A 21,602-nucleotide genomic window follows, 5' to 3' on the forward strand; every position below is an offset into this window, starting at 1 on the left:
GCCGAAGCCGGCATCAATCCGCCGTCAGCTTCTTCTGCCAGTACCCCACATCCAGCCAACGCCCGAACTTGAAGCCCACTTCCTTGAAATGGGCCGCCTTTTCGTACCCCATCTTTTCATGCAGCGCCACGCTGGCATCGTTCGGCAGCGCGATGCCGCCGATGACGAGATGGTAGCCGCCCGCCCGCAAGCGCTCTAACAATGCCTGGTATAGCGCGCTGCCGACGCCCTTGCGGGCCGCGGCCGGCGCCAGGTAGACGGTGCTCTCCACGGAATGCCGGTAGGCGTGCCGCACGCGCCATTTGGTGGCGTAGGCATAGCCGATCACCACGCCTTCTTCCTCCGCCACCAGCCATGGCAAGCCCGCCGCCTGGACGTCGCCGATGCGGCGCGCGATTTCATCATCCTGCACCGGATCTTCCTCGAAACTGATGGTGGTATCGATGATGTAGGGATTGTAGATGGCAGCAATGGCCGGGGCATCGTCAACAGTGGCGTCACGCAGATTCATCGGGATGGCGTATAAAGTTTTGTTGGCAACATGTTACCAGCAACCGCCAGGCCGGCGCACTGATGCCGGCCATCGCGGCCGGGGTCACGCCTTCATTTGCCTTTATAGATCCCTGCTTCGAGGATCACGTCGCCGTTTTTCAGGAAATACGTACTTTTCTTTTCAATCACGCCAGTCTGCGGATTGTTGTAGCGGTAATCGACCCAGCCTTTGCCTTCTTTCTGCGCGCGGTCGATGATTTCCTTGCGAAACAGCTTGCCATCGGCATCCGGCAGCGGTACGGCGTTTTTCCCCACCAGCTTTGGATTCGTGGGGTGCGCCAGCTGCGTGCCGTCCGGCGCGCGCACCGTCAGGTACGTGGTGGCGGTGACGAATTCAGGGTTCTTCGCGTTGACTTCCTTGATCAATGCATCTTTGCCGTTCTTTTGCATGTAGGCGACACCTTTGTCGACCATGGCAATAGCGGCGGCAGAATCGTCAGCCGCATAGGCATACGGTGCGGCCAGCGTGACAGCGGAGATCAGTGCAGCGGCAAATTTCATGATTTGTGTCTCCCTTAGTATTGGATTTCACACAGTGTAACGCTGCTCTGAGTAAATATCAGTACGATATTGTACGTATTCACAGCCGCTGCAACAGCGGCCCTTTGACTCGCTGCGCGGGTCAGGCTTTGCGGTGGCGCGGCAGCGGCGGCAGCCTGTTCAGCACACCATCGGTCCCCAGTTCATACTGGTCAAAGTCGCTGGCCAGGAAAAGATTCCCCCCATAGTGCAGGCGCGCTTCCGCTTCCAGTTCCGCCATCCCTTCCGGGTTATCGTAGCGGGCGCTGAAGTGCGTCAGCACCAGGTTTGGCAAGCCCCGCTGCGCCGCAAATTGCGCAACGCGCTGCACGGAGCTGTGGGTCGGTCCCGGTCCCACTTTTTGCAAAATGGCTTCCGTGTACGTGGCCTCATGGACCAGTACTTGCGCGTCCGCGCATGCGGCTTGCAGCAACGACGGCGTATCGTTATCACCGCCAATGACGGCCACCGCGCGTTCGGTTTGCTCGCTGCACACGTCTGCCGCCCGCACTACGCTGCCGTCATCGAGCGTCAAGTCTTCGCCTGCCTGCAGCCTGCCCCACAGCGGACCAGCGGGAACGCCGTGCGCTGCCAGCGCAGCACGGTCCAGCTTGCGCCGCGTGGTATGGACATCGAAACGGAACGCCACGCTGGGCGAACGGTGCGACAACGGGTGGCGCTCGATGATCAGTCCCGCTTCCTCGTGCACCAGCTGGTTCGGCGCCACATCGATATGGATCAGCGGGAAAGTCAGGAACAATTCCGTGTGCAGCAATGTCGCGTCCAGCCACGCCTTGACTGCCAATGGTGCAATCAGGATCAGCGGGCGCTTGCGCCCTGTCATGGACGCGCTGGCCAGCAAGCCGGGCAAGCCATAACTGTGGTCGCCATGCACATGGGTAATACAAATGCCCACCATGTCGTGGACAGACAAAGGCGTGCGCTGCAAGCGGTGCTGCGTGGCTTCGCCGCAATCGACCAGCCACCAGTCGCGGCCTTTCGGGACATGGACTGCCAGCGCGGTGACGTTGCGGCGTATGGTGGGCACGCCGGACGACGTGCCAAGAAAGGTGAACTTAAGCATGCCGCATTGTAGCAATCACCGTAGAAATACTGGGTCTGCCGTGCAGGCGTTTTTTGGCCCTACCATCGCAGTTCCCGGCAAGGAGCAGGGCTGCCTCCCCCAACAGCCCTGCCCTTGCCGGGAATCCCGTAGTTTGCATCGTCAAATCAAACCCAACAATGGAGACACCGATGGCAAATAGCGCATTCCCTTCCGTACGACGTCCCGCTGCCCTGGCCGCCACGCTGGCCTGCGCACTGCAGGCGCACGCCGCCCCCGTCAACCTGCCAGCCTACAACGCCGACATCAGCCAGTCGTCCGTATCGGGCCTGTCGTCCGGCGGCTTCATGGCAGTGCAATTGCACGTGGCGTTTTCATCCACCTTTAAAGCCGGCGCCGGCATCGTGGCGGGCGGCCCGTTTTACTGCGCACAAGGTTCCATCACCAACGCGACCGGTCCCTGCATGGCGGCAACGTCCACCAGCAAGCCGCCCACGTCGTCGCTGATCAGCACCACCAACAGCTGGGCAAGCCAGGGCTTGATCGACCCCACCGGCAACCTGGCCAATTCCAAGGTGTACCTGTATTCCGGCACCATCGACAGCACCGTCAAGCAACTGGTGATGAACGAGACGGAAACGTACTACAAGAACTACGTCAACGCGGCCAACGTCTTCTACAAAAAAGACATGGCGTCCGAACACGCAATGGTGACCGATTACTTTGGCTCCGGCTGCAGCGTCAAAGGCAGCCCATACATCAACAACTGCAACTTCGACCTGGCCGGTGAAATCCTCAAGTGGATTTATGGCCCGCTCAATGCAAAGAACACCGGTACGCTGGGCGGCAGCTTCATTGAATTCAACCAGACGGAATTCATTGCCAGTCCCACGACGCACGGCATGGCCGCCACTGGCTGGGCCTACGTGCCGGCCAGCTGCGCAGCCAATGGCCAGTGCAAGGTGCACGTGGTGGTGCATGGCTGCCAGCAGGACCCGACGAAAATCCAGGACAAGTATTACCGCAATACGGGCTACAACAAGTGGGCCGACACCAACAACATCATCGTGCTCTATCCGCAAACGGCGCCCAGCAGCACGGGCAACCCGAATGGATGCTGGGACTGGTGGGGCTATGACGATGCCAACTATGCGAAGAAAAGCGGACGCCAGATGGCTGCCGTCAAAGCCATGGTGGAGCGCGTCGCTTCCGGCTATACGGCCCTGCCGGCGCCCACCGGCGTGGCGGTCAGCGGCGTGACGGATACGTCCGTGTCGCTGCAGTGGAGCAGCGTATCGGGCGCCGCAGGCTATAACGTGTACCGTGGCGGCAGCAAGGTCAATGGCAGCGCCATTACCGGCACGGCATACACGGATGCCGGCCTGTCATCCGGCACCAGCTATACGTACACGGTGCGCGGCGTGACGGCGCAAGGCGCCACCGGCGTGGAATCGGCGCCGGTGAGCGCCACCACCACGGGCAATCCGCCGCCCCTGGCGATTCCCACCGGGCTGGCCGTGACGGGACAGACCGCCACCACCGTGTCGCTGAGCTGGAATGCCGCCAGCGGCGCGTCCGGGTATCACGTGTACCGCAACGGCGCCAAGGTCAATGCGGCGCCGGCCGGCGGCACGGCCTTTACGGACAGCGGACTGGCGGCATCGACAACCTATAGCTACGCGGTCACGTCGTTTGCGTCCGGCCGTGAAAGCGCGCTGTCATCGCCGGTATCGGCCACCACGTCGTCCGGTTTCGTGTGCACGGCCACCACGTCCAGCAACTATGCACACGTGCAGGCGGGACGCGCCGTGAACAGCGGCGGCTATGCGCTGGCGCTGGGGTCGAACCAGAACATGGGGTTGAACAACACGTTCTATACGACCACCTTGGCGCAGACGTCGGCGGGGTATTACATCATTGGTAATTGCCCATGAGCCGATAAAGTCAACGCTGGACCCGCTTGCGGCGAGCGGCAACCAGGCCAGCCAGGCCAAGGCCCAACAAGCCGAGGCTGGCTGGTTCAGGTACGTCGGCCCCGCCGTTCAGCGAAATAAAATCAAGGGTTGCCTCGAACCTGGTTTCGGCGCTGATGGACCGGTCGGAATAAGCAAAGGTGGCCAGACTGCTGTCACGTGCCATGAAATTGTGCGAGACGCTGTCCAGCAAATTCACGCTGATGCCATCAAACTTGTTCACATTCGAGAATATGACATGGTAGGCAGTGACGCTGCTTGTAAAGCTGTCGTTGTAGCCGCTGCCATACCCCTGGATTTGATCGATCGGGCGGTTGGCATTGTTCGTGGAGAGGCCGTTGCTCATCATCACGCCAAAAGCAAGATTGGCGCTGTTATCGCTGGTAAATGAAAAAGTCTTGCCATTGACCGTGGCACTGATCGTGATCGGCGCATTACCGTAACTTTCGCTATAAGCCATTGCAGCTGACGTAACGTTGCTGACGCCGGGAGCGTCAATTTCTCCGCTTACCGTCATTTGGTAGCGTTGTCCGGTCAGATTCGTGCCAACCGCACCAAACAAGCCTGCAGTGTCCCAGCCGGAAGTGATGGTGCCTGACGAGGTAGTGGTAACGATAGTGGCGCGGGCTGGGAACGCAAAATCAATCAGTGCTCTGTGTCGCTTTTCAATAATTCTTGCTGTGTAAATATTTTCGACAGACCACCGGCAGGTCCTCCTTACGCCGCCAGCTTCAGCTGCGACAGCTTTTCATACAGCGTCGCCCGCGAAATCCCCAGCATTTGCGCGGCGACGCTCTTGCGCCCTCCTGCCGCCTGCAGCGCTGCGGTAATCGCTTCCCGCTCCGCATCGGCCACCACCCGCGCCAGCGGCACGACGGTTTGCTGGCGCGCCGGCGTGGCAGTCGCCGGCTGCGGCAAGATGCGCGCAAAGTCATCCGCATCGAGCTGCTTGGATTCGCTGTACAGCACAGCCTTTTCCAGCACGTTGCGCAGCTCGCGCACGTTGCCCGGCCAGTCATAGCGGGACAAATATGCCAGCGCCGACGGCGTCATATCGCGCCGCGCCATGCCCGTGCGCTCATAAATCTGTTCCAGCGCGCTGTCGCACAGCGCTTCCAGGTCACCCAGCCGCTCGCGCAGCGGCGGCAGCGTCATCGACAGCACATTCAAGCGGTAATACAGGTCGGAGCGGAAACGCCCCTGCGCCACCGACTGCTGCAGCGCCACGCTGGTGGCGGCAATAATGCGCACGTCGACCTTCACGACTTTATTGGAGCCCAGCGGCTCGATTTCCTGTTCCTGCAACACGCGCAGCAGCTTGGCCTGCACCTGCAGCGGCATGTCGCCCACCTCATCAAGGAACAACGTGCCGCCATGGGCCAGCTTGAATTTGCCGTCGCGGCCCTTCTTGTCCGCGCCCGTGTAGGCGCCGGGCGCCACGCCAAAGAATTCCGCTTCCAATAAGCTTTCCGGTATCGCCGCGGCATTGACGGCAATGAACGGCTTGCTGGAACGCGGCGACGATGCGTGGATCGCCTGCGCCAGCAATTCCTTGCCGGTCCCCGTCTCGCCCAGCAACAGCACCGTGGTATCGAGTTCCGCCGCACGCCGCGCCTGCCGTTTGACTTCCATGCTGGCCGGGCTGTTGCCCACGTAGCTGGCCATCGTATAGCGGGGGCGGCGGTTTTCCGCCAGCTGGCGCCGCGTATCGGCCAGTTCCTGCTGCAGGCGGGAAAACTTGTCCATCAACGGCTTCAAATGGTGCATCTTTTCATACAGGCAAAAACCCACGGCGCCCACGACCTTGCCATAGCGGTCCATCAGCGGCAGCCGCGTAACGACAAAGGTTTCATTCCCGAACGCCATCAAGTCCAGCAAGATCGGTTCCCCCGTCTGGATCACCTGGCGCAGCAGACTGTGGGGAATGACTTCTTCGATTTCCCGGCCCAGCAGCGATTGCGGGTCGGGCGGCAGCCCCATGATCTGCATGTAGCGCTCATTGATCCACACGATGCGCGCCTGCGCATCGACAGCAATGGTCCCTTCGCAAATATCTTCCAGCCGCTGCAGCAGCGCGGGTGTGGCCAGGTTCCGCAAGCCTTCCGGGTTTTCCGTAAACAGCTGGGTCAGATTCATGGAACGGGTATCCTTGTAGTTGAACAACATTCCGATTTGTGATCGGACTGTCCAGTCTTTCAGGCGTTGTCCAGATTTCTGGACTTCTGAAAATTCATTGTTTTCATATACTTGCATGATTTAGATCAAAGATGTGTATGGAAATCCGGACAGTTTTCCACTCAGTTATTTCTCCGGCAAATATCTGAAATAACTAAGTCATTGATATTTAAGGATTTAGGCGAACTGGCACGCTTAGTGCAATAAGTGAGTTTCCAATCTTATAAAGGGGACCCACTGTCATGAGCCTGATTGTCGTTTTACTATCCCTCGCCTTGCTGATGTACGTAGCCTACCGCGGCTTCAGCGTCATCCTGTTTGCCCCGGTCGCCGCGCTGCTGGCGGTGCTGCTGACCGATCCATCGCTGGTGCCGCCCATGTTTTCCAGCGTGTTCATGGACAAAATGGTCGGTTTTGTAAAACTGTACTTCCCTGTGTTTTTGCTTGGCGCCGTGTTCGGCAAGGTGATTGAACTGTCGGGCTTTTCGAAGTCCATCGTGGCGCTGGTGATCCGCCTCGTGGGCCGCGAACGGGCCATGCTGGCCATCGTCATGGTGTGTGCGGTGCTGACGTACGGCGGCGTATCGCTGTTCGTCGTCGTATTTGCCGTGTACCCGTTTGCAGCGGAAATGTTCCGCCAGGGTGACATCCCGAAACGCCTGATCCCCGGCACCATCGCGCTGGGCGCATTCACGTTCACAATGGACGCCCTGCCCGGCAGCCCGCAAATCCAGAACATCATTCCGACGTCGTTCTTCCAGACCGATACGTGGGCTGCCCCATGGCTGGGCGTGACGGGCTCCCTGTTCATCCTCGCTTGCGGCCTCGCTTACCTGGAATGGCGCCGCCGCCAGGCGCTGGCGCGCGGCGAAGGCTATGGCGAAGGCCATAGCAATGAGCCGGAAGAATTCGCGCATGAAAAGCTGCCGCATCCTGCGCTGGCGCTGCTGCCGCTGGTGCTGGTCGGCGTCATGAATAAAGTATTCACCTTGATGATCCCCGTGTATTACGGCAAAACCCACAGCATGACCCTGGCCGGCGCCGCCAAGCCCGTCGCCACGGAAGTGACGAAAGTTGCCGCCATCTGGGCAGTGGAAGCCGCACTGCTGCTGGGTATCCTCAGCGTGCTGGCGCTGGCCTGGAAACCGATCCGCGCCCGCTTTGCCGAAGGCACGAAGACGGCCATTTCCGGTTCGCTGCTGGCGTCGATGAATACCGCGTCGGAATATGGCTTCGGCGCCGTGATTGCCGGCTTGCCGGGCTTCCTAGTGGTGGCCGACGCGCTGAAATCCGTGCCGAACCCGCTGGTCAATGAAGCCATTGCCGTCACCACGCTGGCCGGCATCACCGGTTCCGCATCGGGCGGCATGAGCATTGCGCTGGCGGCCATGTCGGAAACGTTCATCTCGGCCGCCAACGCCGCCAACATCCCGCTGGACGTGCTGCACCGCGTGGCGTCGATGGCCAGCGGCGGCATGGATACGTTGCCGCACAACGGCGCCGTCATCACCCTGCTGGCCGTGTGCGGGCTGACGCACCGCGTGTCGTATGGCGACATCTTTGCCGTCACGTGCATCAAGACCATGTCCGTGTTCGTGGTTATCGGCAGCTATTACATGTTCGCCCACTAAGTTGCCCACTGAGGAGAGCCCCATGCTGAACAACAAATCCGCCATCGTCACTGGTTCCACCAGCGGCATCGGCCTGGGCATCGCCCGCGCGCTGGCTGAACAAGGCGTCAACGTCATGCTGAACGGCTTTGGCGACCACGCCGCCATCGCCGACTTGACGGCCACCCTGGCCGCAGCGCACGGCGTCACAGTGCTGTACAGCGATGCCGACATGAGCCGCCCGGACCAGATCGAAGCCATGGTGCGGCAAGCCGAGGCGGCGTTCGGCGCCGTCGACATCCTCGTCAACAACGCCGGCATTCAATACACGGCCCGCGTCGAAGACTTCCCGCACGATAAGTGGGAACAAATCATGGCCATCAACCTGTCGTCAAACTTCTATACGATCCGCGCCGCGCTGCCCGCCATGCAGCAGCGGAACTGGGGCCGCATCATCAACATCGCTTCCGTACATGGCCAGGTGGCATCCAGCAACAAGGCGGCTTACGTGGCGGCCAAGCACGGCGTGATCGGCCTGACGAAAACCGTGGCGCTGGAAAACGCCCGCAGCGGCATCACGTGCAACGCCATTTGCCCCGGCTGGGTCTTGACGCCACTGGTGCAAAAGCAGATCGATGATTTGGCGGTGCGCGAAGGCTTGCCGCCGCAAGCGGCGCAAGCGCGTTTGCTGGGCGAAAAGCAGCCGTCACAGGAATTCGCCACGCCGGAACAGATTGCCGCCGCCGTGCTGTTCCTGTGCTCGGACGGCGCCCGGCAAATGCGCGGCGCCGCCCTGACCATCGACGGCGGCTGGACCGCACAATAAGGAGCCAGGCGATGAGCGCTTTCACTCCCATCGATTACGAAGACATCTTCCAGCTGGCGACGGTCGGTATGTGTGTATCGCGCCAGCGCACGCTGTATTCCGCCAATGAAGCACTGGCCGGCATCTTCGGCTATACCCGTGCCGAAATGGCCGGCCAGTCGCTGGAAATGCTGTATCCCACGCTCGACGAATTCGAGCGCATCGGCACCCGCATTGCCGACGCGCTGACGTCGGGCGGTGCGTACACGGACGAACGCATCATGCGGCGCGCCAATGGTGAACTGTTCTGGTGCCGCGTGGCGGGACGCGCGCTGATGGCGTCCAATCCCCACGCGGTGGGCGTGTGGACGTTTGAAGACTTGAGCGGCCGCCGTCCGGTCGCTGTCGGCATGACGCCCCGTGAGCGCGAAGTGGCGGCGCTGCTGCTGGAAGGGCAAACCAGCAAGCGCATTGCGCGCCGCATCGACCTCAGCCCGCGCACGGTGGAAATGCACCGTGCAAACCTGATGCGCAAGTTCGGCGTGTCCACGTCGGGCGCCCTGCTGCACAAGCTCGCGAGCCTGAACTGACCATGCCCAGCCAGTCCACGCAAGCCTTTCTCACGAATGCAGCGGCGATTCACAAGCATGCGATGCGTACTTTATTCAGGCAGCTCGACAGCCTGTATGAGGGCGCCATCGTGGTGGACCGCCAGGGCCGCATTGCGTGGATCGATGACAAATACCGCGCCATGCTGGGTTTGCGCGATGCACAGCAGGCAGTGGGCAAAGAAATCGAACAAGTGATACCCAACAGTTTGCTGCGGGACGTCATGCGCACGGGCGAGCCGATCCTGCTGGACATCATGGAATTCGGCCACCAGACCTTTGTCGTGACCCGCATGCCGCTGGAACGCGACAACGGTGAAGTAATCGGCGCGGTGGGCTTTGTATTGTATGAACAGCTGCACCAGTTAAAACCGCTGGTGGCCAAGTTCACGGCGCTGCAGCAAGAGCTGGCGGCGGCCAAACGCGGCCTGGCGGAACGGCGCACGGCCAAGTATGCGCTCGATGATTTCGTCGGCCGCTCGCCCGCATGCCGCGACGTCAAGCGCCACGCGGCGCGCGCGGCCCAGCTGGACGTGGGCGTGCTGTTGCTGGGCGAAACCGGTACAGGCAAGGAAATCCTTGCCAACGCCATCCACGCGCTGTCCAGCCGCGCCAGCGCGCCATTCATCGGCGTCAACATGGCGGCCGTGCCGGAAACGCTGCTGGAAGCGGAATTTTTCGGCGTCGCGCCCGGCGCGTACACGGGCGCCGACCGGCGTGCGCGCGACGGCAAGTTCAAGCAGGCCGATGGCGGCACCTTGTTCCTCGATGAAATCGGCGACTTGCCATTGTCCATGCAAAGCAAGCTGCTGCGCGTGCTGCAAGAACAGGAATTTGAAATGCTGGGTTCCGGAAAAGTCATCAAGGTCGACGTGCGCGTGATTGCCGCCACCAGCGTGGACCTGGCCGCACTGGTGGCGCAGGGCCGCTTCCGCTCCGACCTGTATTACCGGCTGAATGTCTTGCAAATCAATTTGCCGCCGCTGCGCGAACGGCTGGAAGACCTCGATGTGCTGTGCGACGCGCTGCTGGAACAAATCCATGAGCGGCATGGCACGCGCCAGCGCAGCATGACGCCGGACGCGCTGGCGTTGCTGCGGACATACCGCTGGCCCGGCAACGTGCGCGAATTGCGCAACGTGCTGGAACGGGCGTGCATCCTCAGCGACAGCCGCCGCCTCGGCGTGGAAACCTTCGACACGCTGCTGCCCTCGTCTGCCGCGACGCATGCGGCCGCGCAGCCCGTGCGCAGCTATGCGGCGGCGCTGGCGGATTTCGACAACACCATCACAAAAAACGCGCTCGACGCCACGGGCGGCAATGTCGTTGCCGCCGCCCGGCTGCTGGGGCTGTCGCGCGCCACCATGTACAAACGCATTGCCGCCCTCAAAGGCCAATCCACAGCTTTAAACAAGGAGACCACATGAACACAACTTTCAAACACGCGCTGTGCGCACTGTCGCTGCTGGCTTTTACGGGCGCCGCCTTTGCCCAGCATACGGCCAATGACGCCTCCGCCCTGGTGCGCAAGGCTGTTGCCTACCTGAAGAAAAACGGCAAGGAAAAATTGCTGATGGAAGCGAGCAACCCGAAAGGCGCGTTTGTCGACAGTGATTTGTACCTCAGTGTCTACACGCTCGATGGCAAGGTGGTGGCGCACGGCGCCAATCCCAAGCTGATCGGCGTCGATGTCAGCCAGTTGCGCGATGCGAATGACCGCTATTTCATCAAGGACATCCTCAGCGCGGCCCGTTCGGCAGGCACGGGCTGGGTCGATTACAAATGGGTCGATCCGGCCAGCAAGGCTTTAAGGGATAAATCCGTGTATCTGGAAAAAGCCGACGACCTGGTGATCGCGGCAGGTTTTTACAAATAAGGAGCCGCCGTATGGACCAGCAATTCCAGGATGGCCTGCACATCCGCAAGCAAGTAATGGGCGACGGTTACGTGGAAAATGCGTTTGCCCAGTCCGACGCATTTACCCGCCCGCTGCAGGAATTCATTACGCGCAATGCGTGGGGCACGGTGTGGTGCCGCGAGGGCCTCGACTCGGCGTCCCCGTAACATCCGCCCTACGGTTGAAACCGATACCCTATCCCCGTCTCCGTCAAAAAATGCCGGGGCTGCGTGGGATTCGTTTCCAGCTTGCTGCGCAAATGCGCCATGTGGATGCGCAAATAATGCGTGCGCTCCAGATACCCGACGCCCCACACGCGCCGCAACAACTCGCGGTGCGTCAATACTTTCCCTTCGCTGGCCGCCAGGGTTTCCAGCAGCTTGAACTCCGTCGGCGTCAAATGCACAGTCTCGCCGGCGCGGGTTACCGTGTGCTTTTGCAAATCCAGCACGACATCGCCAAACGCCACGGCCGTCACAGGTTCCGCCAGCTCGCTGGAGCGCCGCCGCACATGCGCACGCACCCGCGCCAGCAATTCCGGCATACCGAACGGCTTTGTCACGAAATCATCGGCTCCCGCATCGAGCGCCGCGACTTTTTCCACTTCCATCTGCCGCGCCGACACGATAACGATGGGCGCGGCAGTCTGCGCCCGCAGCTTGCGCACCAGTTCCCCCCCGTCCATGTCCGGCAAGCCCAGGTCCACCAGCAACAGCACCGGTTCGCATTCGGCCAATAAGCGCAAGCCATCGTGGCCGCGGCCAGCCTGCTGCACAGCATAGCCCTGGCCGCTCAATGTGGATTCCAGCATGCGCCGGATGTCGGCATCGTCTTCAATGACGAGAATGGTGGCGTCAGTCGGCATAATCAAGTGGCATGGATTCGTTAATGGGGATGGTAAATGTCGCGCAACACCCTTTGCCGGGGCGGCCGAAAATGCGCAGGCGTCCGCCATGCGCTTCGCAAATGGCCTGGCAGATGGACAGGCCCAGGCCGCCATGGTCGCGGGGACGGTCGCCATCGGGCGCCATGACATTGGCAATCGACAGCGGGTGCGAAATGCCGCAGCCATTGTCGATGACGGATACCTGCAGGCTGCGCCTGCGGAAACGGGCCCGGACGGCAATGCGCGTGGCGCCATGCGCATGCCGCACCGCATTGCCGATCAGGTTGCACAATACTTTTTCCACCAGCAGCGCGTCGAATTTCACCAGCGCCAGGCCGCCCAGCATGGCCGAGTCTATGGCCAGCCCCGCCGCCTCGCCGCGCAGGCTCTGGATCGCGCTGCCGATGACTTCATCGATGGAGGCCCAGTCATCGTTCAGCACAATGCCGTGCTGGCTGAAGCGGGCAATGTCCAGCAGATTCGTCACCGTGGCATCCATGCGCAATGCGGCGCGGTGCAGCCGCGCCGCCGTCCCCACACTGCCGCCTTCCGCCGCCAGCTGTTCCGCCAGCCCAACCACGGTCGTCAGCGGCGTGCGGATGTCGTGCGAAATGCTGCTGAGGATGGAATTGCGGAAGCGTTCATTTTTCTCCGCCAGCCGCGCCCTGGACGCCATATCGATGCTGTGCACGCGGTCCAGCGCCAGCGCCAGTTGTACGGACGCGGTTTGCAGCCACTGTTCCTGCGCCTCGTCCAGCCGCGCGACCTTGCCTGTCAGCGCCAGCAGCATGACGCCTGCAATCCGGCCGCGGGCTTGCAGCGGGAAGTACGCGACCCCGGCCGACGTGACGGAAGCCTGCGCAGCGCCCCGCCCCTGGCGCAGCATGGCGCCCGCGATTTTGCGCATGCCCACGGTCAGGCGCGGGTCCGTATCGGCGCCGGACGCAAAGTCCGGCGGCAAGATCCACGTTTTCGCGTCGAAAATAGCGCCGACGAATTGCTCGCCAATGCGGCGCACGCCCTCTGCATCCTGCGCCGACAGCAGCGCTTCGCCCATTGCGCGCAGCGATTCCGACCACTGTTCCCGCGTTTCAGCGCGCGCAGTCTGCGTGCGCAAACTGTTGACCAGGCGGCTGGTCAACAGCGCCACGGCCAGCAGCATGGCAAAGGTCAGCACGTGCTGCGGGTCGTGCACCGTCAGCGAATCATAGGGCGGCACCAGGAACACATCAAAAAACAGCACAGCCAGCACGGAACCGGCAAACCCCGCGCGGCTGCCCGCTTTCACCGTCAGCCACACGACGATCAACAGGTAATACAGCGCCAGGTTCGCGTCCAGCAGCGTGCCGCGAAATGGCGCCACGGCCAGTGTCGCCACGCTGCAGACCACCAGCGCGATCAGCGTACTCCTGAACAATCCTGCCGGTTCCAGCTTCACGGTTCTTCAAATCTCCACTTGCGTACCCAGTTCAATCACGCGGTTGGCCGGTACTTTGTAATATTCGGCCGCATCGCGCGCATTGCGCGACATGGCGGCAAACACGCCTTCCCAGATGGCCGGGATGCGCCCGCCCGCTACCGGGATCACGGTCTGGCGCGCAATGAAGAACGACGTTTCCATCAATTCCCAGTGCAATCCCATGCTTCCCGCCTGTTCCAGCGCCCCGATGATATCGCGGTCGTCCTTGAAGCCATAGTGAATATTGAGCTGCAGGCACTGGTGGCCCAGGTCGGACAACTCAATGCGCTGGTCCCGTGGCACAGTCGGGATATCGCGGTTCATCACGGTCAGGAACACGGTCTGCTCATGCAGCACCTTGTTGTGCAACAGGTTGTGCAGCAGCGCATGGGGCACGCCGTCGCCCTCGGCGCGGAAATACACGGCGGTGCCGGGCACGCGCAGCGGCGGCGACACAAACAGGCTTTCCAGGAAGGCGCCCAGCGGAATCGCATGCTGCTGCAAGTTGTCGAACACTGCCTTGCGGCCCGTGCGCCACACCAGCATCACCGTCATCATGACCGCCCCCATCACCAGCGGGAACCAGCCGCCATGGGCGATTTTCAAGCTGTTGGCGACAAAGAAGGCCGTATCGATCGCGAGGAAAAAGCCGGTGGCGGCCCAGCACAGCAGCAGATTGTACCTCCACTGGTAGCGGATCACGAAGAAGGTCAGGATGGTCGTCGTCAGCATGGTGATGGTGACGGCAATGCCATACGCTGCCGCCAGATTGTCCGACGAACCAAACCCCGTCACGGCCAGCAGCACGATGGCCAGTTGCAGCCAGTTGGCCAGCGGGATATATACCTGGCCGATTTCCTTGTCGCTGGTGTACAGCACTTTCATGCGCGGCAGGAAGCTCAGTGAAATCGCGCTTTGCACGACGGAGAACGTGGCGGAAATTGTCGCCTGTGCTGCAATCACGGCGGCAATCGTCGACAGCGCCACCAGCGGCACGATGCTCCACTGGCCCAGCTGGTAATAAAACGGATTGTCCGCCGCAGCCGGGTTATTCAGCAACACCGCTGCCTGGCCCAGGTAATTGAGCACCAGCGCCGGGAACACGGCGCCGAACCACGCAAGGCGCACGGGCTTTTTGCCGAAGTGGCCCAAATCCGCATACAGCGCTTCCGCGCCCGTCAGCGCGAGGAAGATGGCGCCCAGCGCGACAAAGCCCAGCCACTGGTTATTGACAAAGAACGCCAGCCCATAGCGGGGGTCAAAGGCTGCCAGCACGCCCGGATGGGCGGCGATATTCACCACGCCCATGCCGGCCAGCGCGCCAAACCACGCCAGCATGAAAACGCCGAACCAGCGGCCCAGCCCTGCCGTGCCGCGCCGCTGTACCGAATACAGGCCGATCACGACGGCGCACGCGGCCGGCACCACATAGGGCACCAGCGCCGGCGTCGCCACTTCCAGCCCTTCAATCGCGGACAGGATCGTGATGGCCGGTGTAATGACGCCGTCGCCAAAAAACAGCGACGTACCGGCCAGCCCCACCACCATCAGTGGAAAATACCAGCGCGACTGCTTCGTCACGGAAGCCAGGGCCAGCGCCATCAGCGCCATGATGCCGCCCTCGCCCCGGTTATCGGCGCGCAGGATCAGCGCCACGTATTTGAGGGAGACAATAATGATGAGGCTCCAGATGATCAGCGATACGGCGCCCAGCACGTTGGCGGGGTTCAGCGCGATGCCGTGCTTGGCGGAGAACACTTCTTTCATTGCATACAGGGGGCTGGTGCCGATGTCGCCATAAACGACGCCCAATGCTGCGAGTGTGATGGCGGGAAGCCGGGTTTTACTGTGGTCCATTGCTTCGGTGGTCCGTTGATGAGATGGTGGAACGGTACCGAAGCGCGTATAAAAATTGTATATAGATTGTTGCTGAGCGAAGAGGTGCAACAAAGCCACAGCCCGGCGGTTTGTACGCCCAGCCAGGCCGCCATTCAGGTACCATGGGGTTCCCGTAAGGAGCCACGCCATGACGGATGCCCGTATTCTCGCTGTGCTGTGCGCCATGCTGTTGCCGGGCGCTGTAATGGCCCAGGACGATACCGGCGGCAAGATCGACTACAAGCTGACGGCCGCCTACTACGCTGCGCAAGACAAAAACGATGGCAAGGATGTCAATTTGCGTGCATCTCTTGCAAGCGGCAACCTTTGGATCGGCCACTACCGCGACAAGGAAGGCTTTCACCAGACCCGCATCGGCGGCGATACCCGTGCCGAATATGAAATGGCCCGCATCGGTTTGTCGCTGGAAGCCGCATCCGGCGGCTACAAGGGCGTGTACCTTGGCGCGGAGCTGGGCGGCGACACCTTCGCCATTGCCGGCCTGTCGCGCAGCAACCTGCGGCCTTTTTATAACCTCAGCTTTGATCCCAGCGATACGCTGACGCTGGGCGTCGGCACGCGCGCCATCAAAAATTCGGATGTGCAGCTGTTCACGGTGTGGGACAACCGCCTGCACACGGGCCAGCGCGTCACCCACCTGAACTGGCGCCTCAAGGTGGCTGAAGGCGAGCGCCTGACTGTCAACTACAGCTATAAAACCGGCATGATCGACACTGGCCGCGATATCCATGGCATGGGCCTGACCGTCGGCTACGACTACAACAATTATTTCTTCCGTGCCGGCGTGGACCAGTATGCGAATTTCACTGCATCGCGCATCAACCGCTTCGCCGCCGGGTTCCGCTTTTGACCAGGAGCACCCCTTGTCCCTCTCCCTTTTCCGCGCGGCGCTGGCGGCGGCCACGCTGGCCCTGGGCGCCTGTGCGCATAAGCCGCTGACCTTTGCCGCCTATGGCGACATGCCGTACCAGGCGCACGTGGCGGACGGCCGGACTGACGAGCAGGTACTGTTGCAAGACATTGCGCCCCGCCTGCGGGCCGATCCCGCCATCCCTTTCATTATCCACGTGGGCGACATCGGCCGTCCTGAAATGGCCTGCAATGACGCTTACCTTGAACACACCAGGGCGCACTGGGCGCGCGACCTCGCCAAACCTGTGCTTTACACGCCCGGCGATAACGAATGGATGGACTGCGACCGCGACAAGGTGCCCCATGCCGGCAGCGAGCTGGCGCGGCTCGACGCCGTGCGCCGCATATTTTTCAGCACGCCGGTGGCCGCTCCGCCGGAATGGCAATACCGGCAGCAGGCCGGCCAGCCGGAAAACGCCAGCTGGCAAAAAGATGGGGTGCACTTCGTCACCCTGCACGTCGTCAGCAAAGGAAACGGGCGCGAACAAGTGTTGAAGGATGATCCGGCCGCCGCGGCGCAACTGGCGGCGCAGCGCGACGCCAACAACCGCACCTGGCTGGAACAGGCATTTGCGCGGGCGCGGGACAGCCACGGCGGCGCCCTCGTCATCGCCATGCAGTTCGACTTGTTTGGCGCACCGGATGGCGGCCCCGGCGCCTTTGAGCGCTGCGCGCGGCATGCCGTGTATGGCCCCGTATGCCGCCAGATACGGGACGGCGCCGTGGCGTTCGGGCGTCCCGTCCTGCTGGTGCATGGCGACACCAATGCGTATTGCCTGGACCAGCCATTCGGCAGCACCGCCGCGCCGCTGCTGTGGCGGCTCAATGCCCCGGGCGACTATGCGCCCATCGATGCGGCCATCGTGCGCGTCGAGCCGGATGCGGCGCAGCCTTTCCAGGTCACGGGCCTGCTGTCAGCGGCGCCGCCGCCGGCAGTCTGCGACTATACGCATCACTGAACCGGCTGCAAGGGCTGCGCCGGTACGGGACTTAAATCCCAGCCCCGCTCCAGGAAGGCGCCCCGCACACGCAGCCAGACTGCTTCGCGGGTCTTGTCTTTCTGCGAAGATTGCGCAACACGGTAGCGCACACTGTATTCCGCCACCCAGCGCCCGTCCTTGGACACCACGCCACGGAATCCCGCCGCCGGTTCCAGCGCATCCGGTATCGCCGCCAGCACTTGCTGCAGCACTTCCAGCACAGCTTGCGGATCCAGCGCGGGATTGAAGAAGAATGGCAGTTCCATGGAAAAACCGTTGGGCGCTGCCGTGAAATTCTGCATTTCCGCTTCCGACACTTTCGAGTTAGCCAGGCAGACCAGCTGCCCTTCCGACGCTTCGATGCGCGTGGTGCGCCAGTTGATGTCGACCACCTTGCCGGAGATATTGTTGATCTTGACCTTGTCGCCGACCCGGAATGGCCGCTCGATATTGAGCACGATGCCGGAGAACACATTGGCAATATTGGCTTGTACCGCCAGGCCGATCACCATGGCCATCAGGCCGGACGTGGCCAGCAGGCTGGTTAACGTCTGGTTGAAGACAAAGGCCGTGATGCACGCCAGCGCCAGCAGGACGGCAATCAGGCTGGAGAAAATCTTGATGACATTCGGCACCTTGCGGCCCGTGCGGATTTCCAGCGTCTGCCAGATAAAGCGCCGCACCGCCATGTCCAGCAAGATGCCTGCAATGACCCACCACAGCGATTCATAAATATTGACATAGGTGCGCGTGGTGGCTTGCGTGAATTCCGTGAACGCATAATCGAGCACCAGATTGCCGACGGAAAGCAGCAGCAGCGGCCAGAAAATCACGCGCATCAGCCACGTCTGCAAATTCCAGTAGCGGTGCATGCGCCGCCGGTCCATGTAAATCACGGCGCCGCTGCCCAGCACGCCGAAAATCGCCAGGTAAATAAAGTACTCGCCGGGAATGACGTCGCGCGCCGTGGCGGTGGCCGGCTTGATCAGGATGCCCAGCGTGATCCTGGAAAACTGCGGCTGCTCCCCCGTCATGCCGACATATTGGGGCGCGCCGTCGCTCTGTTCCTTGACGGTTTCCTGCGACAGCCACGCGTTGTCGATTTCCCAGCCGCTGCTGGCATTGAGGATTTTACGGTGCACCAGGTCGCCCACCAGCGCTTCGCCGGTCGGCATGCCCAGCACGTCGACCACGTACTGCAAGTTGGAGCGGTTCAGCAATTTATGGCGGAAGCCTATGCCGGCAATATGCTGGCCATAGGCGCGCTTGGCGTCCGTAAAGTTCAGGCGCAGCTTCGGTTTGATGCGGTAGCGCCGGTATTGCACATCTTCCGTGGATTTGGTTTCTTCGATCACGTCGAACTTCACGGGGTCCACCGCATTCTGGATCAGTAAATTTTCCGGCTTGAAACTGCCCCGGTAGCGGAACCACACAGACATGTCCACCGTGGCGATTTCCTTTTGCATGTCCAGATCCGTGATTTCATTGACGCGCACGCCGACATACACCACGTTGGTCTTGAACATAAAGCGGTCATTCACGTACAGCACGCGGCCCTGGCGCAGCGCATCGATGTAGTTGAAATTCGCGCCCTTCGCAATCGGCAGCAATTGCACGGGAGCGGAAATGAGCTGCTCGCCGTTATAGCGGCCGATCTGGATCGGCAACAGGGCCTGGCCTCCGGCCACGCGGATGGCGCCGCTGATGCCTTTGATTTCTTCCGCTTCCGGCTTCGGTGTCAGGGCCACGCGGGCCGCGTCATGCGCCAGCGTGGCCAGCCAGTCCGGCGACGCGCCAAAGCGCTGCTGGTAGCGGGTCTGGAACCGCTGGGCTTCGTCGTTGGCCGTATCGAACAGCACCGGGGTGGCGGCCACGATGCCGTGGCTGAGCACCGCCACATCGCGCCCGCCCACTTCCTTCATCGCCGTGCCGAACGCCAGCGAAGCCAGCTGCTCGGGGCCGAAAATTTCCAGCGCATTGCCGGTGGCGCGGATGCCTTTGACGAGGCGCGCCGCCAGTTGCGGGCGCACGGCCAGGTATATGCCGCCGATATCGATGTTTTGCACTGCCGCCAGGGTGGCGCGGATCTGTTCTTCCTGCGCCGGGCCGGATGCGATCGTCCACACGTCGCGCACCGGCGTGTCGAACTTTTTATAGACTTCGACAAACGGTTCCACCAGGCTGTCCCCTTCCGGCCCCGCCTCGCGGATCACATACATCAGGCGCTGTTGCATGACATTGCGCGCATAATTCGCAACGAAGCGCGCCTGTTCCTTTGCATCGAGGCCGATACCAGTCACGTTGGATGCGGGTTCGGCCACGTGCTGCGGCGTCACCACCGGCAGTTTGCGGGCCGCGTACGCCGGCAGCGCGGCGGCCAGGCTGGCGGCGCTGGTATAGCCGACCACACCGACGACGGTGCTGGCGGCCGCCGCCTGCTGCGCCGCCTGCGGGCTTTCATCGATGGGGACCACCACCAGCGGCCGTCCTTTGTAGCCGCCCTGCCGGTTCAGGTTTTCAGCAAACAGTTCCACGCCATGCACCAGCGCCGCAGGCCCCGCCGCAATCAGGCGCGGGCGCGTCGCCTCATTGTCCCGGATAAACGTGATCTTGGTCAGCAGCGACAGGATGGTGCCGGCCACGAGGATCACCAGCAGGATGATGCCGAAGGCTTTCCACTTTTGCTCACTGCGCAGGAGATTGAACAAGGCGTTCATAGCATCGCTTTCTGTACTAGTGGTACGAATGGTACGAATGTAGACATCATTTTGGTTCCGGCCCTTCCCTGACCGTGAACTGGATACGCTGGCCGCCCGCCGTAAACACCACGGCCAGCGGCAAGCCGCCATCTGGGACTTCCACCGCCACCAGGCTGCGGGTGGCGGCATCGAAGCGCAGCCACGCCGGCAGAGGCTTGCCCTCGGCCGTGGCCATCTTCACCACGGTGCCCGGCGGCGCCAGCCGCAGCAGCACGGCCGGCAACGGATAACGGAACGCATTGGCCTGTTCCGCCTGGCGTGCAATGGCCAGCGCACGGTCAACCGGCACGCCGCGTCCCAGTGCGCTCGACAAAGCCAGTTTGAATGTACGGCTGCCGCCGGTCCCCAGCTGGCTGTCCGCATCGAGGCCGCTGGCCAGCGCAGCAGCAGGCGACGGACGGGCTGGCGGCGCCGTATCGGCAGCCTTGCGCGCACGGGCCAGCGCCTGGGCCGGCGTGGCGCCCTGCGCCAGCGCCATCCCCAGCACGTGGTCGAATTCCGGCGACAGCGCCGCCAGCGCAACCTGGCCACTGGTCAGCGGCGTCAGGGGATTGCGCGCGTCGGCCTGGCGGCCCGCCTGTTCCGCCGCATCGGCCGCGTTGGCCCGCGCCAGCGCCTGTTCCAGCGCCACGCCTTTCGCCAGCAAGCTTGACAGCACTTTGCCAAATGCCCCTTCCGCCTTGGCCGGATCAAGGCCCTCCAGCATGCCGTTGGCCAGGCCCGCAGCAGGGCTTGCCGCATCGCGCCGGGCCTGGCTGGCGGCGTCCCGCTGGCCGGCTTCCACCCGCACCAGCGCCTGTTCCAGGCTCAGGCCCCGCGCAAGCAGGCGGCCCAGCAATTCCTGCGCCTGGGCGGACATGGTGTCGACGCGGGAGGCGGCGCTACCCAGTCCGCCCGCAGCCAGCGCCGCGCTGCCGCTCTGTTCACCGGACGCCATGCTGTCGGCAGTGGCGGCGCTTGCGCGCGCCGCATCGACCGCCGCATCCATCGTTAGCCCCTTGGCCAGCGCCACGGACAGCGCCTTGTCAAACGCGTCCGCCCCGGCCTGTGTTTTAGCCTGCGACAACGTGGCAAGGCTGTTGGCCACGTCGCTGCCATTGGCCAGCAAGCCGCGGGTCGCAGCCTGGCGCGGCGTGGGAACCGGGAAGCTGGCTTCGGCCTGGAACACGCGCTCGGCCCGCGCGCTGGCTTCCGCAGCCGGCACACCCTGCGCCAGTTGCTGCACCAGCGCCGTGCTGAATGCTTCGCCCGCCTGCTCGGCCTGTGCACGGCTCATGCCGCGCGATACCGCCTGTTCGACACGGTTGGCGGACATCGCACTGACCGCGTCCGCAGGCGATTCCGCGCCTGCCAGCGTCGTGCGCAGGCTGCTGATGGTGACGGGAGCGCCGGGCGCCGGCGCTTCGTCCGGCACGTCCGGCGTGACCGTGACGCCCGCTGCAACCGCGCTGTCCGATGCGTCCGGCGTTTGCAGCGCCACTGCCGGGGCTTCGGCCTGCTGGACG

At 62.6% G+C, this 21,602-nt stretch carries 18 protein-coding genes and 1 pseudogene; 9 read left to right on the plus strand and 10 right to left on the minus strand.

Translation table 11 applies throughout. The features are described 5' to 3' along the window. Window positions 1-13 precede the first annotated feature (13 nt). From GM668_RS18025 to GM668_RS18035, 3 genes are all read right to left on the minus strand, one after another. Complete coding sequence (locus tag GM668_RS18025) at window positions 14-511, minus strand: arsinothricin resistance N-acetyltransferase ArsN1 family B (RefSeq protein ID WP_155440329.1); 498 nt, start codon at window positions 509-511, stop codon at window positions 14-16. Between the two features lie 92 nt (window positions 512-603). Continuing rightward, window positions 604-1,053, minus strand: a complete 450-nt coding sequence (locus tag GM668_RS18030) for a cache domain-containing protein (RefSeq protein WP_155440330.1) — start codon at window positions 1,051-1,053, stop codon at window positions 604-606. Between the two features lie 121 nt (window positions 1,054-1,174). After that, window positions 1,175-2,155 carry a ribonuclease Z gene (locus GM668_RS18035; RefSeq protein ID WP_155440331.1) on the minus strand — a complete coding sequence of 327 codons (981 nt, stop codon included), beginning with the start codon at window positions 2,153-2,155 and terminating at the stop codon, window positions 1,175-1,177. A 170-nt stretch (window positions 2,156-2,325) separates the two neighbouring features. Here GM668_RS18035 and GM668_RS18040 point away from each other — a divergent pair, with 170 nt between their 5' ends. After that, the gene (locus GM668_RS18040; RefSeq protein WP_155440332.1) at window positions 2,326-4,068 is read left to right on the plus strand and encodes an extracellular catalytic domain type 2 short-chain-length polyhydroxyalkanoate depolymerase; all 1,743 of its coding nucleotides are present in this window, start codon (window positions 2,326-2,328) and stop codon (window positions 4,066-4,068) included. Window positions 4,069-4,078: 10 nt separating this feature from the next. Here the strand turns inward: GM668_RS18040 and GM668_RS18045 are convergent, their stop codons facing one another. Both GM668_RS18045 and GM668_RS18050 read right to left on the minus strand, forming a co-directional pair. Next, a complete protein-coding gene (locus tag GM668_RS18045) occupies window positions 4,079-4,669 on the minus strand; it encodes a PEP-CTERM sorting domain-containing protein (protein ID WP_155440333.1) in 591 nt (196 codons plus the stop codon). Between the two features lie 155 nt (window positions 4,670-4,824). Further along, window positions 4,825-6,243, minus strand: a complete 1,419-nt coding sequence (locus tag GM668_RS18050) for a sigma-54 interaction domain-containing protein (protein ID WP_155440334.1) — start codon at window positions 6,241-6,243, stop codon at window positions 4,825-4,827. Window positions 6,244-6,524: 281 nt separating this feature from the next. Between GM668_RS18050 and GM668_RS18055 the strand changes: the two genes are divergently transcribed. The 6 genes from GM668_RS18055 to GM668_RS18080 all read left to right on the plus strand — a co-directional run bounded on the left by GM668_RS18055 (window position 6,525) and on the right by GM668_RS18080 (window position 11,369). Further along, window positions 6,525-7,913 (plus strand): GntP family permease, encoded by a 1,389-nt coding sequence (locus GM668_RS18055; RefSeq protein WP_155440335.1) that lies wholly within the window; start codon window positions 6,525-6,527, stop codon window positions 7,911-7,913. Window positions 7,914-7,935: 22 nt separating this feature from the next. Beyond that, entirely contained in the window at window positions 7,936-8,718 is a 783-nt protein-coding gene (locus GM668_RS18060) for a 3-hydroxybutyrate dehydrogenase (RefSeq protein WP_155440336.1), read from the plus strand. 11 nt (window positions 8,719-8,729) lie between these two features. Further along, on the plus strand, window positions 8,730-9,287 hold the full coding sequence (locus tag GM668_RS18065) for a PAS and helix-turn-helix domain-containing protein (RefSeq protein ID WP_155440337.1): 558 nt from the start codon (window positions 8,730-8,732) through the stop codon (window positions 9,285-9,287). 62 nt (window positions 9,288-9,349) lie between these two features. Continuing rightward, on the plus strand, window positions 9,350-10,732 hold the full coding sequence (locus GM668_RS18070; RefSeq protein WP_229499497.1) for a sigma-54 interaction domain-containing protein: 1,383 nt from the start codon (window positions 9,350-9,352) through the stop codon (window positions 10,730-10,732). Further along, on the plus strand, window positions 10,729-11,181 hold the full coding sequence (locus GM668_RS18075; RefSeq protein ID WP_155440339.1) for a cache domain-containing protein: 453 nt from the start codon (window positions 10,729-10,731) through the stop codon (window positions 11,179-11,181). Before GM668_RS18070 ends, GM668_RS18075 begins: the two co-directional genes overlap by 4 nt. An 11-nt stretch (window positions 11,182-11,192) precedes the next feature. Continuing rightward, a complete protein-coding gene (locus GM668_RS18080) occupies window positions 11,193-11,369 on the plus strand; it encodes a carboxymuconolactone decarboxylase family protein (RefSeq protein WP_155440340.1) in 177 nt (58 codons plus the stop codon). Between the two features lie 8 nt (window positions 11,370-11,377). Here GM668_RS18080 and GM668_RS18085 read toward each other — a convergent pair whose 3' ends face one another. From GM668_RS18085 to GM668_RS18095, 3 genes are read right to left on the minus strand one after another with little or no spacing between them, the layout of a single operon-like run. After that, window positions 11,378-12,070 carry a response regulator gene (locus tag GM668_RS18085; protein WP_371868727.1) on the minus strand — a complete coding sequence of 231 codons (693 nt, stop codon included), beginning with the start codon at window positions 12,068-12,070 and terminating at the stop codon, window positions 11,378-11,380. Further along, window positions 12,057-13,526, minus strand: a complete 1,470-nt coding sequence (locus GM668_RS18090) for a DUF4118 domain-containing protein (RefSeq protein WP_155440342.1) — start codon at window positions 13,524-13,526, stop codon at window positions 12,057-12,059. Before GM668_RS18090 ends, GM668_RS18085 begins: the two co-directional genes overlap by 14 nt. A 6-nt stretch (window positions 13,527-13,532) precedes the next feature. Next, the gene (locus GM668_RS18095; protein ID WP_155440343.1) at window positions 13,533-15,404 is read right to left on the minus strand and encodes a potassium transporter Kup; all 1,872 of its coding nucleotides are present in this window, start codon (window positions 15,402-15,404) and stop codon (window positions 13,533-13,535) included. Window positions 15,405-15,573: 169 nt separating this feature from the next. Between GM668_RS18095 and GM668_RS18100 the strand changes: the two genes are divergently transcribed. Next, complete coding sequence (locus tag GM668_RS18100; protein WP_155440344.1) at window positions 15,574-16,296, plus strand: hypothetical protein; 723 nt, start codon at window positions 15,574-15,576, stop codon at window positions 16,294-16,296. A 13-nt stretch (window positions 16,297-16,309) separates the two neighbouring features. Further along, on the plus strand, window positions 16,310-17,317 hold the full coding sequence (locus tag GM668_RS18105; RefSeq protein ID WP_155440345.1) for a hypothetical protein: 1,008 nt from the start codon (window positions 16,310-16,312) through the stop codon (window positions 17,315-17,317). Here the strand turns inward: GM668_RS18105 and GM668_RS18110 are convergent. Continuing rightward, window positions 17,311-20,055: a mechanosensitive ion channel domain-containing protein gene (locus tag GM668_RS18110; protein WP_170305695.1), complete on the minus strand. Its 2,745-nt coding sequence runs from the start codon at window positions 20,053-20,055 to the stop codon at window positions 17,311-17,313. The genes GM668_RS18105 and GM668_RS18110 overlap by 7 nt on opposite strands. 46 nt (window positions 20,056-20,101) lie before the next feature. Continuing rightward, window positions 20,102-21,602, minus strand: a pseudogene (locus GM668_RS30580) (hypothetical protein); the annotation flags it as partial.

The organism is Pseudoduganella ginsengisoli (assembly GCF_009720865.1).
In the GTDB taxonomy this organism is placed as follows: Bacteria; Pseudomonadota; Gammaproteobacteria; order Burkholderiales; family Burkholderiaceae_D; genus Rugamonas; species Rugamonas ginsengisoli.

Coding starts and splice junctions, on each gene's coding strand:
- GM668_RS18080 (WP_155440340.1), top strand. CDS start 11,193: ATGGACCAGCAATTCCAGGATGGCCTGCACATCCGCAAGCAAGTAATG.
- GM668_RS18075 (WP_155440339.1), top strand. CDS start 10,729: ATGAACACAACTTTCAAACACGCGCTGTGCGCACTGTCGCTGCTGGCT.
- GM668_RS18035 (WP_155440331.1), bottom strand. CDS start 2,155: ATGCTTAAGTTCACCTTTCTTGGCACGTCGTCCGGCGTGCCCACCATA.
- GM668_RS18065 (WP_155440337.1), top strand. CDS start 8,730: ATGAGCGCTTTCACTCCCATCGATTACGAAGACATCTTCCAGCTGGCG.
- GM668_RS18095 (WP_155440343.1), bottom strand. CDS start 15,404: ATGGACCACAGTAAAACCCGGCTTCCCGCCATCACACTCGCAGCATTG.
- GM668_RS18055 (WP_155440335.1), top strand. CDS start 6,525: ATGAGCCTGATTGTCGTTTTACTATCCCTCGCCTTGCTGATGTACGTA.
- GM668_RS18070 (WP_229499497.1), top strand. CDS start 9,350: ATGCGTACTTTATTCAGGCAGCTCGACAGCCTGTATGAGGGCGCCATC.
- GM668_RS18050 (WP_155440334.1), bottom strand. CDS start 6,243: ATGAATCTGACCCAGCTGTTTACGGAAAACCCGGAAGGCTTGCGGAAC.
- GM668_RS18040 (WP_155440332.1), top strand. CDS start 2,326: ATGGCAAATAGCGCATTCCCTTCCGTACGACGTCCCGCTGCCCTGGCC.
- GM668_RS18110 (WP_170305695.1), bottom strand. CDS start 20,055: ATGAACGCCTTGTTCAATCTCCTGCGCAGTGAGCAAAAGTGGAAAGCC.
- GM668_RS18030 (WP_155440330.1), bottom strand. CDS start 1,053: ATGAAATTTGCCGCTGCACTGATCTCCGCTGTCACGCTGGCCGCACCG.
- GM668_RS18100 (WP_155440344.1), top strand. CDS start 15,574: ATGACGGATGCCCGTATTCTCGCTGTGCTGTGCGCCATGCTGTTGCCG.
- GM668_RS18060 (WP_155440336.1), top strand. CDS start 7,936: ATGCTGAACAACAAATCCGCCATCGTCACTGGTTCCACCAGCGGCATC.
- GM668_RS18025 (WP_155440329.1), bottom strand. CDS start 511: ATGAATCTGCGTGACGCCACTGTTGACGATGCCCCGGCCATTGCTGCC.